We start from the raw sequence: 15,213 nt of genomic DNA on the forward strand, positions 1-15,213 counted from the left end.
AGTGCTGCTACTCATTCACCACTCACGCCACCGCGCGCCCCGCGCTGAGTAGCGACCGGCTACCCCGTTTTCCCGAAGCAGGCGGGCCCCCGCCGGCCCGGCAACGATGATCACGGAGCGGTCAGGTCAGTCCCTCGGTGAGGGCAGGCTCACGAGCACGCCCGGTGGGCGGCTTCCGCCGCCTCCGGGGGCGTGGTCGGGTAGACATGGGGGATTCGCAGTGCAGCTACCTGGAAGTCACGCAGCCGGCTCCGGGGCTACTGGTGCCGTGGGAGAGCCTGTGCCTTCTGCGCCGAAAGAGTCTTGTAGACGGTACCGGCGAGGTCGGGCAGCGTGTCCCCTTCGCCGACGGCGCTGTTGACAGCAATGGCGATGATCATGCCAGTCTCCGGGAAGTACATGTGCAGCACCCGGTTTCCATAGGTGGCCCCCTCATAGAACCAGACCGTCCCGGCCACAGGATGGACGATCTTCACGAGACCGAGCCCGAAACCGAAGGGATCGTCGGCCGTGACGTTCTTGATGGGCTTACTCGTCTTCATCGAGACCAGGGACTCCAGCTCGCGCTGCTGCGCTGGGGGCAGCAGTCGACCGCTGTACAGCGCCCTGTCCCAAGCCGTCATGTCTCTCAGTGAACTCACCAGGCCACCCGCCCCCTGCGCCCAGGACAGGGCGAGCGGAGGAACCGACTTGTTGAGATGCTTCGGCAGGTCGGAATGGGTGGAGTACGGCGTCGGCATGCGCGAGGCCGTACCCGGAGGGCAGTCCGGGGGGAGGCAGGTGTCGTTCATTCCGAGAGGTTCGATGATGCGCTCAGCGAGCTGCTCATCGTATGTATCGTGCGACGCTCGTTCGACAATCATCTGCGCGAGGAGGTAGTTCGTATTCGAGTACTCGTACTTCGCGGGACCCAGCGGCAGGCCCTCCACATAGGACATCAGGCGCTCCAGCGTGAAGCGCGTGGACGGATTGGCGTCGAAATCCCTCAGGAACGCACTCTGCTCGGTGTAGCTGGGGATGCCGCTGGTCATCGACAGCAGTTGCTTGATGGTGACATCGCGCCACGCCGGATACTGGGGAAGCCACTTTCCCAGCTTGTCCCGTATGGACAGCTTTCCTTCGGCCTCCAGTTGAAGCAGCAGCACGGACGTGAACGCCTTGGTGTTGCTGCCTATCTGCCACAGCGCCTTGCTGTTCACCGGTCGACCACCGCCGTAGCGGGACGTCCCCGCATCGACCGAGATATCAGGTCGCTGATCGGCATAGGTCACCCGAAGGGAGACCGCTGAGAAATGATCCTTAGCGCCCTGAGCGTCCAGATATTTCTCGAGGTCACTTCGCAGTGACGCGGTGGCACTGCGAACGGATGGCTCCACCACTGCGTGCGCGACGGCCGGCCCACTTCCCGACACCGTCATCCCCGAAACAATCGCCGCGGTGACCGTCGCCAGGGCCACGAGGCGCTTCCCTTGCCGACCACCCCGCCGACGAATCCTGTACCTCATTGTCGCTATTCCTCCATCGAATCGAACAGAACTGGGAACGACGATCACGCTACGCAGCGGAGGCGCGGCAGGTAATGGGGGTAACCCCCGCTTGGTAGGGGTGCTGACTCCCCTGAGTGAGGCCAAGTACAGCTTCGAAGGCAGCCATCTGCCCGTCGGAAGAGGAGATACCATGACGGTCATAGACTCATCACTGAGGTGCGACAACTGACCCCTCAGAAGACATAGAGCCCTTTGGCTCTGGTGGATCTCGTGTTTCAGGAACCTCCCTATGCGATTGCCAAGCCGCGGACGCGGCTGGTTGTACGGCTTAGGGCGCCCGGACGACCGCCGGTACACACCAAGCGGCAGCTGATAGACGGCATACGCCGGCGCACCCGCGCCGGTGCTCCGTGGCGGGACGTGCCCGAGCGGTACGGCCCATGGGGGACGGTGTACGGCCTGTTCCGCCGTAGGCAGCGGGACGGCACCTGGCACCGCGTCTTCGAGCAACTGCGGGCCCGGGCCGATGCCGAGGGACTGACCACCGGGGACGTCTCGGTGGACTCCACCATCGCCCGCGCCCACCAGCATGCGGCCGGTCCCCGCAAAAAGGGGATCTGCAGATCGAGCCGCCCGGTGGTCTGTTCACCGAGCCGGACGACCACGGTCTCGGACACTCCCGGGGTGGGCTGACCACCAAGTTGCACCTGGCGGTCGAGCAGGCCCAGAAGCCGATGTCGCTGGTGATCACGGCCGGACGGCGCGGTGACTCCCCGCAGTTCCAGGTGGTCCTGGGCCGTATCCGGGTGCCTCGGCTCGGGCCGGGCCGTCCGCGTACCCGGCCGGACAAGGTTCGCGCCGACAAGGCGTACGGCTCCCGCGCGAACCGCGCCTACCTGCGCACGCGCGGCATCCGCTGCACGATCCCGGAGAGCACCTTCGAAACACGACCTAGTCCGGGGGCGTCGGCGTCTCGTCGCAGCGGAACATCACCTGGATGTCCAGTTCCAGCTGGATCGTCGGGCCCACGATCGCGATTCCCCGCGCCAGCATGTTGCGCCAGTTCAGGGTGTACTCCTCGCGGTGGAGCTCCGTCCGCGCCTTGGCGGCGCAGCGGAGTTCCTCACCGTAACCGCCGTTGACGGAGCCCAGGTAGTCCGTTTCCAGTTTCACCGTCCGGCTCATGCCGTGCAGCGAGAGCGAGCCGTGCACGGTCCATTTGTTTCCGGGATGCCGCTGGAAGCGCTGGCTGGCGAAATGGATTTCCGGGTAATTCTCCACGTCGAGGAAGTCCGCCGAACGCAGATGGTTGTCCCGGGTCTTGTTGCCGGTGGTGATGCTGGACGCGTCGATGGTGCACTCGGCGTACGAGTCCTCCGGGCGTTCCGCGACCTGTACGCCGCCGTCGAACCGGGTGAAGCGGCCGTGCACATTGGCCATGCCGACGTGCCGCGCGATGAAACGTATCGCGGTGTGCGGCGGGTCGAAGAGCCAGATGCCCGGCTGCGGGGGGTCGAGGGGGCGGGAGCGCTCCAGGGTGATCGGGGACAGCACCTGCTTGCCCGCGTAGATGTCCACCGTCACTTGCGCGGGAAGCAGACCCTCCGAGGTGACCAGGACGGAGTAGCGACCGGTGGGGAGTCCGGCGGTGAAGGTGCCGAAGGGGTCGGTGCGGCCGGCCATCACGACATGGCCGGTGTGGTTCGCCGTCACCTGGATGTCCGCGCCGTCCAGAGGGTGGCCGTTGGGCTCGCCGACTTCGAGGGCGAGCACTCCCGCGGTCAGGGGAATCCGGGACAGGAGCGCCGATCCTCTGCCGCTGCTGTTCGACCTCGGACGGCGCTTGAGGAATGCAAGGCCCACGATGACTGCCTTCTTCGCGTGACGGGTGGTTCGTTCACCGGGGTGGAGCCGTCGGTCCGCGTGGCGCGCGGGGCGGACCGGCCTGGAGCCGGCGGCCGACCGGAAACCCGTCGGCCCTCGGCCCTCGACCGTCGGCCGACAGCCCGCCGGCCGGCAGGTCCGCCGGCCGGTGATCAGCCCCGGAACGGGCTTTTCCTTGCGATCGTAGACCAGTGATCCGGCCTTCAACTTCGGGCATGTGAACACCGTTTGCGCGGCCTGCGGACCCGGCAACGCGGAAATCTATTACCCGTCATCGTCCGCCCGGCCCGGACACGTTCACGTGACGTACGGGTCTGTCGCCTCCGTACGAGCCTGAATACGGCCACGAATGGGCGGCGATACGGCGGGACTTGACGCGCCGTAACTATTACGACGGCCCTCGGCGGGACCGCCACGGAGCATTTCCGGCTCAACTCCATGTGGCTTCAGCGTGAAGCTTCCCGGCCCGCCCGCAACTCGTTCGTCGCAATGTGCGAGTGTGGTGAATATGGCGGGTGTCACAGCCGCGCCCGCCCGGTCCGTACGACGGGCGCGTTCGCACGGCTTTCGATCGGACACACGCGGTCACCGGAGGCCGCCCGCGCCCTGACCGGTCACCGTGGACCGGAGGATCACCATCGGAGCCCCACCGCCGGAGCCCCGGCCATCCGAGTCCCCGCCGCCGGAGGCCCGCCGCCGGAGGCCCGCCGCCGGCGGAGCACCTCCGGAGCACCTCCCGGAATACCCGATCACACCCCGCCGTTATAAGGTACGACTCAGTTTAAGATTAAACTACAAGAGAGGCGAGTGGCCGCGATGCAGTTCGGGATTTTCACCGTCGGTGATGTCACGGCCGACCCGACCACCGGGCGTACGCCGACCGAGCACGAGCGGATCACGTCGATGGTCGCCATCGCGCGGAAGGCCGAGGAGGTCGGACTCGACGTCTTCGCCACCGGGGAGCACCACAATCCGCCGTTCGTGCCCTCCTCGCCGACCACCATGCTCGGCTACATCGCCGCCACCACGGAGCGGCTGATCCTTTCCACCTCCACCACTCTGATCACCACCAACGACCCGGTGAAGATCGCCGAGGACTTCGCGATGCTCCAGCACCTGGCCGGCGGGCGCGTCGACCTGATGATGGGGCGCGGCAACACGGGACCGGTCTATCCGTGGTTCGGCCAGGACATCCGCCAGGGCATCCCGCTCGCCGTCGAGAACTACGCGCTGCTGCACAGGCTGTGGCGCGAGGACGTCGTCGACTGGGAGGGGAAATTCCGTACGCCGTTGCAGGGCTTCACGTCCACGCCCCGGCCGCTGGACGGCGTACCTCCGTTCGTCTGGCACGGTTCCATCCGCTCGCCCGAGATCGCCGAGCAGGCCGCCTACTACGGGGACGGATTCTTCGCGAACAACATCTTCTGGCCCAAGGAGCACTTCCAGAAGCTGATCCGCCTCTACCGCGCGCGGTACGCGCACTACGGACACGGCACCCCCGAGCAGGCGATCGTCGGCCTCGGCGGCCAGGTGTTCATGCGGCGGAACTCGCAGGACGCGGTGCGGGAGTTCCGGCCGTACTTCGACAACGCGCCGGTTTACGGGCACGGGCCCTCCCTGGAGGAGTTCACCGAGCAGACCCCGCTGACCGTGGGCAGCCCGCAGGAGGTCATCGACAAGACGCTGACCTTCCGGGAGTCCTTCGGCGACTATCAGCGGCAGCTGTTCCTGGTGGACCACGCGGGGCTGCCGCTGAAGACCGTGCTGGAGCAGCTGGACCTGCTGGGCGAGGAAGTCGTCCCCGTCCTGCGCAAGGAGTTCGCCGCGCTGCGCCCGGCGGGGGTGCCGGACGGGCCGGTGCACCCGGCCGCGGCGGCCGGCACGGTCGGCAAGGCTGACGCGGCCGGCGCGGCTGACTCGGCCGGCGCGGCCGTACTGTCCGGCGAGTCCGTACCGTCCGCTGCGAAGGAGGCCTGACCATGGCGGAGCAGACACCGGAAACGCCGGTGGCCCGGGGGACGGCAGGAGGCCCGGGCCGTACGGAGGCCGCGGTGGCCCCAGGCACAGCGGGAGCCGCGGGAGCCGCGGCCCCGGTACGTGTCGTCGCCGTCTCCGCCGGGCTGGGTGAGCCGTCCTCGACCCGGCTGCTGGCGGACCGGCTGGCCGAGGCCACGACGCGCGAGCTGGCAGCCGAAGACCGGAAGGCCGAGGTCACCGTGGTCGAGCTGCGCGGCCTGGCGGTGGACATCGCCCACCACCTCGTCACCGGCTTCCCCTCGCCCGCGCTGCGGGCGGCGCTGGACACCGTGACCGGGGCGGACGGGCTCATCGCGGTCACGCCGGTGTTCGCCGCGTCGTACAGCGGGCTGTTCAAGTCGTTCTTCGACCTGGTCGATCCGGACGCGCTCACCGGCACGCCCGTCCTGCTCGCCGCGACCGGCGGTACCCCGCGTCACTCCCTCGCGGTGGAGCACGCGATGCGCCCGCTCTTCTCGTACCTGCGCGCGCCGACCCTGCCGACCGCGGTCTTCGCGGCGACGGACGACTGGGGCGGGGGCGCCGACGCGTACGCGGGCGGGCTGCCGGCCAGGATCGCTCGGGCGGGCGAGGAGTTCGCGCGGCTGCTGCGGGGGCGGGGCGGCGGCCGAGGCGATGGGCCGGGCGCGAATGAGGCGAGCACTGGTGTACGGGACGAGTACGACCCGGACACGGTCGTGCCCTTTGAGCAGCTTCTCGCTCGGCGAACGGCGGATTGAGCAGGTTTGTCCGGAGGCGGGAGCGAGTAGCAGACGAGAGCAGGCGGAAACGACAGCAAACCGCTGGACGACCCCACGACACTCGGCAGTGACAGGAGAAACCCCCATGAGCGGCACGATCGTGATCGGCGTCGACGGCTCAGAGCCTTCGCTGAAGGCCCTGTTCTGGGCCGTACGGCAGGCGGAGCTGACGGGCGACCGGCTGACGGCCGTGATCGGCTGGGAGTATCCGGCGACCGGCTGGGCCGGGATGATGCCGGCCATGCCGGCCGACTTCGACCCGGAGGCCATGGCCCGCCAGATCCTGGACGAGGCGGTGGAGAAGAACCTGCCGCCAAAGGTCGCGGCGAGCGTCGAGCGCCGGGTGGTCGCCGCCCCGGCGTCCCAGGCCCTGCTGGAGAGCGCGGCGGACGTCTCCGCGTCCCTGCTGGTGGTGGGCGACCGCGGGTACAGCGGCTTCAAGGCGGCGCTGCTGGGATCGGTGAGCCTGCACGTCACCCAGCACGCGACGTGCCCGGTGGTCGTGGTGCGCGGCGAGGAGGCCGGGGGCGGCGACACGGCCTGATCCCTTCGGGTTCCGGCCTGATCCCTTCGGCATCCGGCCGGAACCCGGCCGGGCCGGGGTCAGGGCTCTCTCGTGTAGAAGGCGTAGAACGTTCCGAGGACCGTGGCCGCGCCGAGTGCCAGGCCGATCCCGGAGGACAGCAGCACGCTGTGCCCGGTGAGGCTGTAGAGGAACCCCATGGCGCATCCGACGAGGACGCCCCAGGCCGCCGCGCGCAGTTCACGGGGCAGAGCGTGTCCGGTGCGGACCAGGGTGAAGACCAGGACGGCCAGGACGGCGCCGGAGATCAGGGCCAGGGCGAGCTGCCCGTAGGAGGCGGAGCCGCCGCTCCGGGCGATGAACTGCGCGTACGCGCCGTAGCCGACGCCCAGGAGCAGGGAGATGCCCGCGGTGCGCAGGGTGGCGAGGGTGCCGGCGTCGAGGTCCGGGGGCCGGGGGCGTCGGAGGTGAACGCCGGAGGGCCTGTGGCTTCCTGGGGGCGCTGCGTGTGTGGTCATGACGGCCGGCTCCTCTCTCCCGTGTCTCCGTCTCTTGTGTCTCGGTCTCCTGTGTCTCGGTCTCCTGTGTCTCCGGTTGCTTCCAGCGCACACCTGGGCCCGCCACCCGTCAAACCGGGCCCCGCCCCGACGTTCGTCACCGGGTCGGCCGTCCACCGCTCGCGCCCGCCGTCCGCGCCCCGTTCTCTGGAAGTGTGCGGACAGGACGGGAGAGCCGGGAGCTGCGATCGGTGCGGGCCTGCCTCGCCACCGTCCTCACCGTCCTCCTGACCGTCCTCGTCCCTGTCGGCGCCGTAGCCGCCTGGGCCGATCTCGAGATCGGGAACTCCGACCGCTTCGTCTCCGCGATGGCGCCGCTCGCCTCCGACCCCGCCGTACACGAGGCCGTCGCCGACCGGATCACCGACGGCGTGATGGCGCAGCTCGACATGGGCCCCCTCCAGGACGGCGTGCGGAGCCTGCTGCACGAGGCCGTGCTGTCCTTCGCCACCACGGAAGCCTTCGCCAACGCCTGGCGGACGGCGGCCCGCGCCGCCCATCACGCCGCCGTCCACGTCCTCACCAGCGGCGGCGGCAACGTCGTGACCATCGACCTCGCCCAGATCACCGAGCGGGTGAAGGGACAGCTGGTGCACGACCACGTGCCCTACGCCGACCGCATCCCCGTCCGGCACACCCAGATCACCGCCGTCGAGGCCGACGGGCTCGGCGTCTGGCGGGATGTGGCGCAGGCGCTCAGGGCGGCGGGCGTCTGGCCGGCCCTGGCGACCGTAGTGCTGTCGGGCGTGACCGTGCTGGTCGCCGTGCGGCGGCGCCGGGCGCTGATCGGGGTCGGGCTCGGGTACGCGGGAGGGGCCATGGTTCTGGCCGTCGTCGTCGCGGTCGCGCGCGGGACGCTGCTCCAGGACCTGCCGGACAACGGTGACCGGGGCGCCGCCCGCGCCATCTACGACGCGCTGACCGCTTCGTTGCGCACGACGGCCTGGTCCGTGCTCGTCGGCGGGCTGCTGCTCGCTCTGACCGCCTGGCTGGTGGGACGGCTGAGAAGGCCGAGAAGGCCGGGCGGCGCGCAGGCCAGGCGTACGCCGGAGCCTCCGGACGCCTCGAGTGCCCCGGGCACGGCGCGGGCATCGGACGCTCCGGCCACGGCGCGGGCAGCGGGCGCACCGGGTCCGCCGGGCACGCCGCGTACGTCAAGTGCGCCGGACACCAACGGTGCCGCTGGAACGACCGAGACGACCGAGACGACGGAGACGACCGAGAGAACCCGGCCCGCCCAGCCCGCTGATCCCCCGCGTCTTTACTAAATATTTATGCCGATCCCACCCTGCCAAATATCCCTTTTGCCCCAATCGACGCACCATGGGGTTATGAGCCACAACACAGCACAGCGACCCCCCACCACCGGCATGGGCACAGGTACGGGCACCGGCACAGGAGCCGGCGCCGGCACCGGAATGGGCATGAGTACGGGCGCCGGCACCGGATACGGCACCGGGGCCCACACGGAGCGAAAGGCCGCCTGGGCTATCGGCGGCAGCTTCTTCGCCGGTGTCCTCATGGTGGTCATAGGGGCTACGGACATACTCCAAGGCGCCACCGCCGTCCGCGGGGATGCTTTCCTGGGCCGGGCGACGAACTACGCCTACACCTTCAACCTGGACGCGTGGGGCTGGCTGCACATCGCCCTGGGCATCCTCGTCGCCCTCACGGGCATCGCACTCCTGATGCGGGTCCCGGCGGCCCGGTACGTGGGTATAGCCCTCACGTCACTGGTCCTCGTGTCCCAGTTCATGTACCTGCCCCACCAGCCGTTGTGGGCGATCGTGAACATCGCACTGTCGGCGTTCATCATCTGGGCACTGGCGTACGACCACATGGGAGGACGAGGTACGGAGGGACGCACCGAGACCGGATACGGAGGCAGAACCTGATCCATCCCGGCTCCTCAAGGCCCCTCACCCCTCATCCCCTTTTCCTGGTCCACGCGTTACGGGCGCGGCGCCACGGCTGCCGCGCCCGTAACGCGTCGTCACACACCCAGCCCCCAACCCACCTCGCTCGCCTCATCTGCCCCCCGAGACCTTGAGCGTCACCCAGACGCGCTTGCCCGGCCCCCGCCGGGGCGCCACCCCCCAGTCGTCCGCGAGCGCCTCGATCAGCGCGAGCCCCCGGCCGCACTCGTCCTCCAGGCCCGGCGTACGCGGCCGGGGCAGGAAGTCCCCGGCGTCCTCGACCTCCAGCCGGATCAGACCGTCGACACGGTGCAGGGTGACGGCGATGTCGCGCCCAGGGGGACTGCCGTGGCGCAGCGCGTTGGTGACGAGCTCGGAGAGGAGGAGCGCGGCGGTCTCCCCCGGATCGCCGGGCAGATCGATGTTCGTGCGAAGGACGTCCCGGGCCCGCCCCACACTGCGGGGATGGCTGGGCAACCGGAACTGGACGAGCTGGTCATACCGGTCGCGCTGTTCACCGTCGAAGGTCATGGAAATGACCTTCCCTGCGGACACCCGTTTTACTTTCCGTGCACCAGGGATGACTGTGTGCAGCTATGGTTGATTGTTGGCCAGTTCTGGACAGACGCCCCGACGGCGTACGTACGGAACGCCCCGACCGCCCCACTCATCCCGGCCGCCCCGGCCGCCCCGGCCGCCTTCCTCCTCCGGGCCGTCGAGCCGTCGGCCCGTCAGCTCCCCTGACCGCCGTTCGTCCCCGACTCGTCCGGCGCCGCCGCCCGTTGCTGTGCCTGGGACTGCATCAGCGCCTGCAGCCGGTCGAGTTCCCTGCGGTCCCGCTTCGTCGGGCGGCCCGCGCCCCGGTCACGGACGATGACCGGCGCGGTCAGCTCGCGCGGCGGTGGCGGCGGGCTGTTGTCCACGTACGCCTGCACCGCGACCGGTGGGCCGACCCGCTTGCGCAGCAGGCGCGAGACCACCACGACCCGGTCCCGGCCCGCGTGCCGCAGGCGCACCTCGTCGCCCTGCTTGAGCGCGTGCGCGGGCTTGACGCGGTCGCCGTTGACGCGGACGTGTCCCGCACGGCAGGCGGCGGCCGCCTGGGAGCGTGTCTTGGTGAGCCGTACGGACCAGATCCAGCTGTCGACCCGTACGGTCGTCCCCGCGTCCGATACCTCAGAAGCCATACCCCGAGGGTAGACGGGCCCGCCCCCGAGCCCTGCCTGAATAAACCACCGTTCGGGGTGATCGCGGAGGCGGCGGGATGACGCGCTAGACGCGTTGGCAGCGCTCTCGCAGCGCTCTACGCGCCTCAGATGACGGAGCGGGGTGGCGCCGGTCCGAGACGGCGCCACCCCGAGTCACCGCGACCGACGCGGCGCCCGTCGCCCGGCCCGGACCGGCCGCAGGCGACAGCGGGGCCGGGGGACGGAGGACGGGGGACGAGCGGCGGTCGGCGGTCAGCGGTCAGCGGTCAGCAATCGACGGGTCGGTAATCGACGGATCAGACGCCGATGTCGCCGCCGTCCTTGCGCCAGACGGAGACCACCGACGGACGGACGATCCGGCCCGGTCCGTCGGGCCAGGTGCTGGCCGGCTTCTCGACCGACGCGCCGTCGATCTCGCCCGGGTGCTGCACGGCCACCAGGACCCGGCGGTCCTGGATCACCGGGCCACAGGTCTCCGCGCCGTTCGGCATGGTCAGGAACTGCTTCAGCTCACCGCGCCGCTCGCCCTGCGTCGCGACGCCGAACAGACCGTCGTGGTTGCCCAGCGCGTTGCCGTCCGTCGAGATCCACAGGTTGCCGTGCGGGTCGAAGGCGACGTTGTCCGGGCAGGAGATCGGGCTGACCTTGTCCTTCGGGAAGCCGGCGAAGTACGTGCCCGCGTCCTTCGGGTCGCCCGCGACGAGGAAGAGCCGCCACGCGAAGCGGTCGCTCGCCGGGTTGTCCCGGTTCTCGGCCAGCTCCAGGATGTGGCCGTGCTTGTTGGCGTTACGGGGGTTGGCCTCGTCGGGGCCCGCCTTGCCGGACTTGCCGCGGTCGGTGTTGTTCGTCAGCGCCACGTACACCCGGCCCGTGCGCGGCGACGGCTCGACGTCCTCGGGACGGTCCATCTTGGTGGCGCCGACCTTGTCGCCCGCCAGCCGCGTGAAGACGTACACCTCCTCCGCGGTCATCCCGGGAACGTGCGAGACATCGCCCGTGGCGAGCGGGATCCACACGCCGGAGCCGTCGAACTCGCCGTCGCTCGGGAGCTTTCCGGTGCCGTCGATCTCGCCGGCCGGGCTGTCGCCGGTGAGCTTGGCGACGTACAGCGTGCCCTCGTCCAGCAGCGTCAGGTTGTGCTCGCGGGCGGCGCGGTCGTTGCCCTTCTTCATGCGCTTGGACGAGACGAACTTGTACAGGTAGTCGAAGCGCTCGTCGTCGCCCATGTAGACGACGGGCCGGCCGTCGGCGGTCAGGCGCGGCTGCGCGGCCTCGTGCTTGAAGCGGCCGAGGGCGGTGCGCTTGCGGGGCGTGGAGTCCGGGTCGTACGGGTCGAGTTCGACGACCCAGCCGAACCGGTGCGCCTCGTTGGGCTCCTGCTTCAGGTCGAAGCGCTTGTCGAACCGTTCCCACTTGCGCTCGCTGGCGCCCGTACCGATGCCGTAGCGGCGGTCCGTGGCACTGGAGCCGTTCGCGAAGTACTGGTTGAAGTTCTCCTCGCCGTGCAGCGTGGTGCCCCAGGGGGTGGTGCCGCCGGCGCAGTTGTTGAGCGTGCCGTAGACCTTGGTGCCCGTACGGTCGGCGGAGGTGCGCAGCAGCGGGCCGCCGGCGGCCGGGCCGGTGAGCCGGAACTCGCTGGTGACGGTGAGGCGCCGGTTGAGCTGGTGGCGGGTGACGGCGGTGAGCTTGCCGCTCCCGCGGTCCTCCTCGACCACGACGACGGAGAGGCCGTGGGCGGCCCAGGCGATCTCCACCTGCTCGCGGGTCGGCTTCTCGGGGTCGTACCCCTTGAACATGAGGACCTCGTCCGTGTACTCGTGGTTGGCCACGAGCACCTGGCGGCCGCGCTCGCCCTTGAGGGGCAGCAGGCTCAGGAAGTCGTTGTTGTAACCGAACTGGCCCGCCTGCGCCTTGGCGGACTGCTTGTCCGGGTCGAAGGCGGGGGCGCCGCGCAGGATGGGGTCGCCCCAGCGGATGACCACGTTCTGGGCGTAACCGGCGGGGATCGTCACGGTGTCGGCCGTGTTGGGGGCGACGGGCGTGAAGCGGAGTCCGCGGGCGCCGTCGGCCTTGGGACCGGCCCCGGGGCCCTTGCCGAAGCCCGCGCCGGCGGCGGGGGCCGCCTCGGCCGGGGTGCCGCCGGGGCCGAGGGCGACCGCGCCGCCCGCGGCGGTGGCGACCGTCACGACGGCGGCGGCGCGCATCATCGAACGGCGGGAGAGCGCACCGGCGATGACATCGCCGACGTACTCGTTGTCGCTCTTGTTCGGGACCTCGTGGAAGCAGGCGTCACCACAGCGGTAACGACAGGTGAGGGCGGAACGACCGCCCGGGTGGGTGTTGAGCAGCGGCAGCAGGTTGCGCACGTACGCCTCCGGTGTTGCGAAAATTCGGCGCGCAACCGCGCCGACAGGCTGTCGGGATGTCTCGTCGGCGGCGACGCTAGGCGCGGAGGCCAGCAGGGCGGCGGCGCGAAGGTGAACGGCCGATGAATGCCGGGCGGCCGGGAGATCGGCTGGCGCAGGTGGGCGCGGGGGCTTGACAGATCGTGCACGGGAAGTGCCGGATCGCGTTCGCACAGGGCTCCCCTGCCCGGAACACTTCCGGACGGCCGCTAACCTTACGTATCCGCCGTGGCCAGGGATGCGCTTCCCGGTGGCGGGGCACCGCACCCACCTCATCTGAAAGGCTCGCCCATGGGCATTCGGAGCTTGCTGCGCAAGGTGTTCGGACGCGACCGTGCGGAGGAGCACAGAGAGTCGGGGGCGTCGTCGGCCGGGGCTTCGGCCGGAACGCCGGCCGGGCAGTCGGCCGGAACGCCGGGCGGGGCATCGACCGCGGCGTCCGTACCGGCCCAGGACGGAGGCGACGGCGAGGGCAAGGCCCCGGCCCCGGAACCGGCGGCAACCGCCGGGAAGACGGAGACGAAGACCGAGACGAAGACCGGTACGACCGAGTCGACGGCCGGGACGGTGACCGGGACGACGGCCGGGACGACCGGTCCTTCCGAAGCGGACGCGGCCACGTCGGCCACCACTTCCACGGGATCTACGGCATCTACCGGATCTACGGCGTCCGAAGCGTCCGGAACATCGGAAAAGACCGAGGGCAAGCCGGAGTCCACGAGGGCGTCGGTGCCGCCGCCGGCCCGGAGGTCGCCGGAGCCGGCCGGGGCGGCGGATCTGGTCGCGGCGGCGTTCGACCGGGCCCGGCCGTCCGGAGACTCCGGCCGTACGGTCCCGTCCCAGGCCACCCCCGAGGACCGTACGGCCGACGAACCGCGGCCCCCGGCCGCCAAGGCGACGGTGCCGGCGCAGGCATCGGCCCGTTCGAGGTCAACGTCGGCGGCGGAGAATCCCGTTGAGGACGAGCTCACGTCGACGCCGCGCAACGATCCGCAGGCGGAGGCGGATCCGGTGGTACCGGCGGAGGGAACGGCGGACGGGGGCCAGGGACCCGGCGCCGATGCGTTGAACGCAACGGGAGACGCAAAAGCCGGGACCGGAACGGGGACCGAAGTCGAGCCCCGGACCGAGCCCGAAGCACAGGCCGGCCCGGAAGCGGTGACGGGAGCGACCGCCGAGCCGGCGGAGCCTGCCAAGCCCACCGAACCCGCCGAGCCTGCCAAGCCCACCGAACCCGCCGAGCCCGCCGAGCCCGTCGAACCGGCTGCCGCGAGCGGCACGGCCGCGACCGTGCCGGAACAGCGGGCGGAGAGCACGACCGTGCCGGAGCAGAAGCCGGAGCAGAAGCCGAAGCCGGGACCGAAGCCGGAAGAGCAGCCGGAGCAGGAGCCGCGCCGCGTGCCCGGACCCGTTCCCGAGGCCGAGACCAGGCAGGTGGCCCGGAGCGTGGCGGAGCCCGCGCCGGCCGACGTACCCGAGCCGAAGGCCGACACCACGGCCGAAACCCGGGCCGAAACCGCCACCGTGGCAGCCGCCCCGGAACCGGAAGCCGCTCCCGAACCCGAGCCCACGACCACCGCAGCCACCACGGAGCCCACAGACACCCCCGGCACCGTCAACGTCGGCAGCGCCGGCGACGCCGGTAAGCCCGCCTTCTCCCTCGCCCGGCTCAAGACCCGCGCCCCCGAACTCGCCGAGCACTACAAGGCCGCAGGGGCCGCGCTGCGCAAGCGAGGACTCGGCGGCGCGCGGGCCACGGTGTACCTGGTGCTCGACCGGTCCGCGTCCATGCGGCCGTTCTACAAGGACGGCAGCGTCCAGCACCTCGGCGAGCGGGCACTCGCGCTCGCCGCGCACCTGGACGCCGGGGCCACCGTCCACCTCGTCTTCTTCTCCACCGAGATCGACGGGACCGGCGAACTCGAGCTCACCGAGTACGCAGGGAAGATCAACGAGCTGCACGACTCCCTCGGCCGCATGGGCCGTACGAACTACCACCTCGCCGTCGACGAGGTCGTCGCCCTCCACGAGAAGGCCGGCCGCCCGGGGCCCGCGCTGGTGATCTTCCAGACGGACGGGGCCCCGAGCGCCGTACGGGTCACGGAACAGGCCCTCGCCCGGGCCGCCGGGGCGCCACTGTTCTGGCAGTTCGTGGCGTTCGGCGACCCGGACGCGAAGGACTTCAACTTCGTACGCAGGCTCGGCGCCGACCCGAACGCCCCGCACGTCGGCTTCAGCCACGCGGGCCCCGCCCCGCGTGCGCTCGGCGACGCCGAGTTCTACCGCGATCTGCTCGCCGCCTGGCAGCCGGACGGGACGGCGCCCACGAGCGCCGAGTGAATCCTGGCGTCGGTCGCCGGTCGCAACGCGCCGGCCGTTGACCCACAACCGATCGAAGCGGCGGGCGGATGCCGATCAGGCGTCCGCCCGCCGCCGTGTCACGCGGGCCCCGTTCG

Annotated in this window: 13 protein-coding genes and 1 pseudogene; 8 read left to right on the plus strand and 6 right to left on the minus strand. The window is 70.6% G+C overall.

Annotated features, from left to right (window positions below; all coding sequences use genetic code 11):
* Positions 1–257: 257 nt before the first annotated feature.
* Positions 258–1,457: a serine hydrolase domain-containing protein gene (locus IG02_RS0109120; RefSeq protein WP_234314675.1), complete on the minus strand. Its 1,200-nt coding sequence runs from the start codon at positions 1,455–1,457 to the stop codon at positions 258–260.
* 300 nt (positions 1,458–1,757) lie between these two features.
* On the opposite strand from IG02_RS0109120, the gene IG02_RS42655 reads away from it, so the two are divergent.
* Together IG02_RS42655 and IG02_RS42660 are read left to right on the plus strand one after the other, a co-directional pair.
* Positions 1,758–2,180, plus strand: a complete 423-nt coding sequence (locus IG02_RS42655; protein ID WP_030744025.1) for a transposase — start codon at positions 1,758–1,760, stop codon at positions 2,178–2,180.
* Between the two features lie 8 nt (positions 2,181–2,188).
* Positions 2,189–2,356, plus strand: a pseudogene (locus IG02_RS42660) (IS5/IS1182 family transposase); the annotation flags it as partial.
* Between the two features lie 82 nt (positions 2,357–2,438).
* Here the strand turns inward: IG02_RS42660 and IG02_RS0109130 are convergent.
* The gene (locus tag IG02_RS0109130) at positions 2,439–3,350 is read right to left on the minus strand and encodes a YceI family protein (protein ID WP_030744028.1); all 912 of its coding nucleotides are present in this window, start codon (positions 3,348–3,350) and stop codon (positions 2,439–2,441) included.
* An 837-nt stretch (positions 3,351–4,187) separates the two neighbouring features.
* On the opposite strand from IG02_RS0109130, the gene IG02_RS0109135 reads away from it, so the two are divergent.
* The 3 genes from IG02_RS0109135 (at position 4,188) to IG02_RS0109145 (ending at position 6,692) form a co-directional block, all read left to right on the plus strand.
* Positions 4,188–5,348 (plus strand): LLM class flavin-dependent oxidoreductase, encoded by a 1,161-nt coding sequence (locus IG02_RS0109135; RefSeq protein ID WP_030744031.1) that lies wholly within the window; start codon positions 4,188–4,190, stop codon positions 5,346–5,348.
* Complete coding sequence (locus IG02_RS0109140) at positions 5,345–6,127, plus strand: FMN reductase (RefSeq protein WP_420707733.1); 783 nt, start codon at positions 5,345–5,347, stop codon at positions 6,125–6,127. The genes IG02_RS0109135 and IG02_RS0109140 overlap by 4 nt, the downstream gene beginning before the upstream one ends.
* A 106-nt stretch (positions 6,128–6,233) precedes the next feature.
* Positions 6,234–6,692 carry a universal stress protein gene (locus tag IG02_RS0109145; RefSeq protein ID WP_030744036.1) on the plus strand — a complete coding sequence of 153 codons (459 nt, stop codon included), beginning with the start codon at positions 6,234–6,236 and terminating at the stop codon, positions 6,690–6,692.
* Positions 6,693–6,751: 59 nt separating this feature from the next.
* On the opposite strand, the gene IG02_RS0109150 is transcribed toward IG02_RS0109145, so the two are convergent.
* Positions 6,752–7,189 carry a hypothetical protein gene (locus IG02_RS0109150; protein ID WP_030744039.1) on the minus strand — a complete coding sequence of 146 codons (438 nt, stop codon included), beginning with the start codon at positions 7,187–7,189 and terminating at the stop codon, positions 6,752–6,754.
* Positions 7,190–7,383: 194 nt separating this feature from the next.
* On the opposite strand from IG02_RS0109150, the gene IG02_RS0109160 reads away from it, so the two are divergent.
* Together IG02_RS0109160 and IG02_RS0109165 are read left to right on the plus strand one after the other, a co-directional pair.
* A complete protein-coding gene (locus tag IG02_RS0109160) occupies positions 7,384–8,496 on the plus strand; it encodes a hypothetical protein (RefSeq protein ID WP_199813980.1) in 1,113 nt (370 codons plus the stop codon).
* Between the two features lie 63 nt (positions 8,497–8,559).
* Entirely contained in the window at positions 8,560–9,123 is a 564-nt protein-coding gene (locus tag IG02_RS0109165) for a DUF7144 family membrane protein (RefSeq protein WP_199813981.1), read from the plus strand.
* A 132-nt stretch (positions 9,124–9,255) separates the two neighbouring features.
* Here IG02_RS0109165 and IG02_RS0109170 read toward each other — a convergent pair whose 3' ends face one another.
* From IG02_RS0109170 to IG02_RS0109180, 3 genes are all read right to left on the minus strand, one after another.
* Complete coding sequence (locus IG02_RS0109170; protein ID WP_051764727.1) at positions 9,256–9,675, minus strand: ATP-binding protein; 420 nt, start codon at positions 9,673–9,675, stop codon at positions 9,256–9,258.
* A gap of 200 nt (positions 9,676–9,875) precedes the next feature.
* Entirely contained in the window at positions 9,876–10,331 is a 456-nt protein-coding gene (locus tag IG02_RS0109175) for an RNA-binding S4 domain-containing protein (RefSeq protein ID WP_051764728.1), read from the minus strand.
* 317 nt (positions 10,332–10,648) lie between these two features.
* Complete coding sequence (locus IG02_RS0109180) at positions 10,649–12,718, minus strand: PhoX family protein (protein WP_030744048.1); 2,070 nt, start codon at positions 12,716–12,718, stop codon at positions 10,649–10,651.
* Positions 12,719–13,048: 330 nt separating this feature from the next.
* Between IG02_RS0109180 and IG02_RS43430 the strand changes: the two genes are divergently transcribed.
* The gene (locus IG02_RS43430) at positions 13,049–15,097 is read left to right on the plus strand and encodes a VWA domain-containing protein (RefSeq protein WP_199813982.1); all 2,049 of its coding nucleotides are present in this window, start codon (positions 13,049–13,051) and stop codon (positions 15,095–15,097) included.
* Positions 15,098–15,213: the final 116 nt, after the last annotated feature.

It is taken from the genome of Streptomyces sp. NRRL F-5135, from assembly GCF_000719775.1.
GTDB classification, from domain to species: Bacteria; Actinomycetota; Actinomycetes; order Streptomycetales; family Streptomycetaceae; genus Streptomyces; species Streptomyces hebeiensis.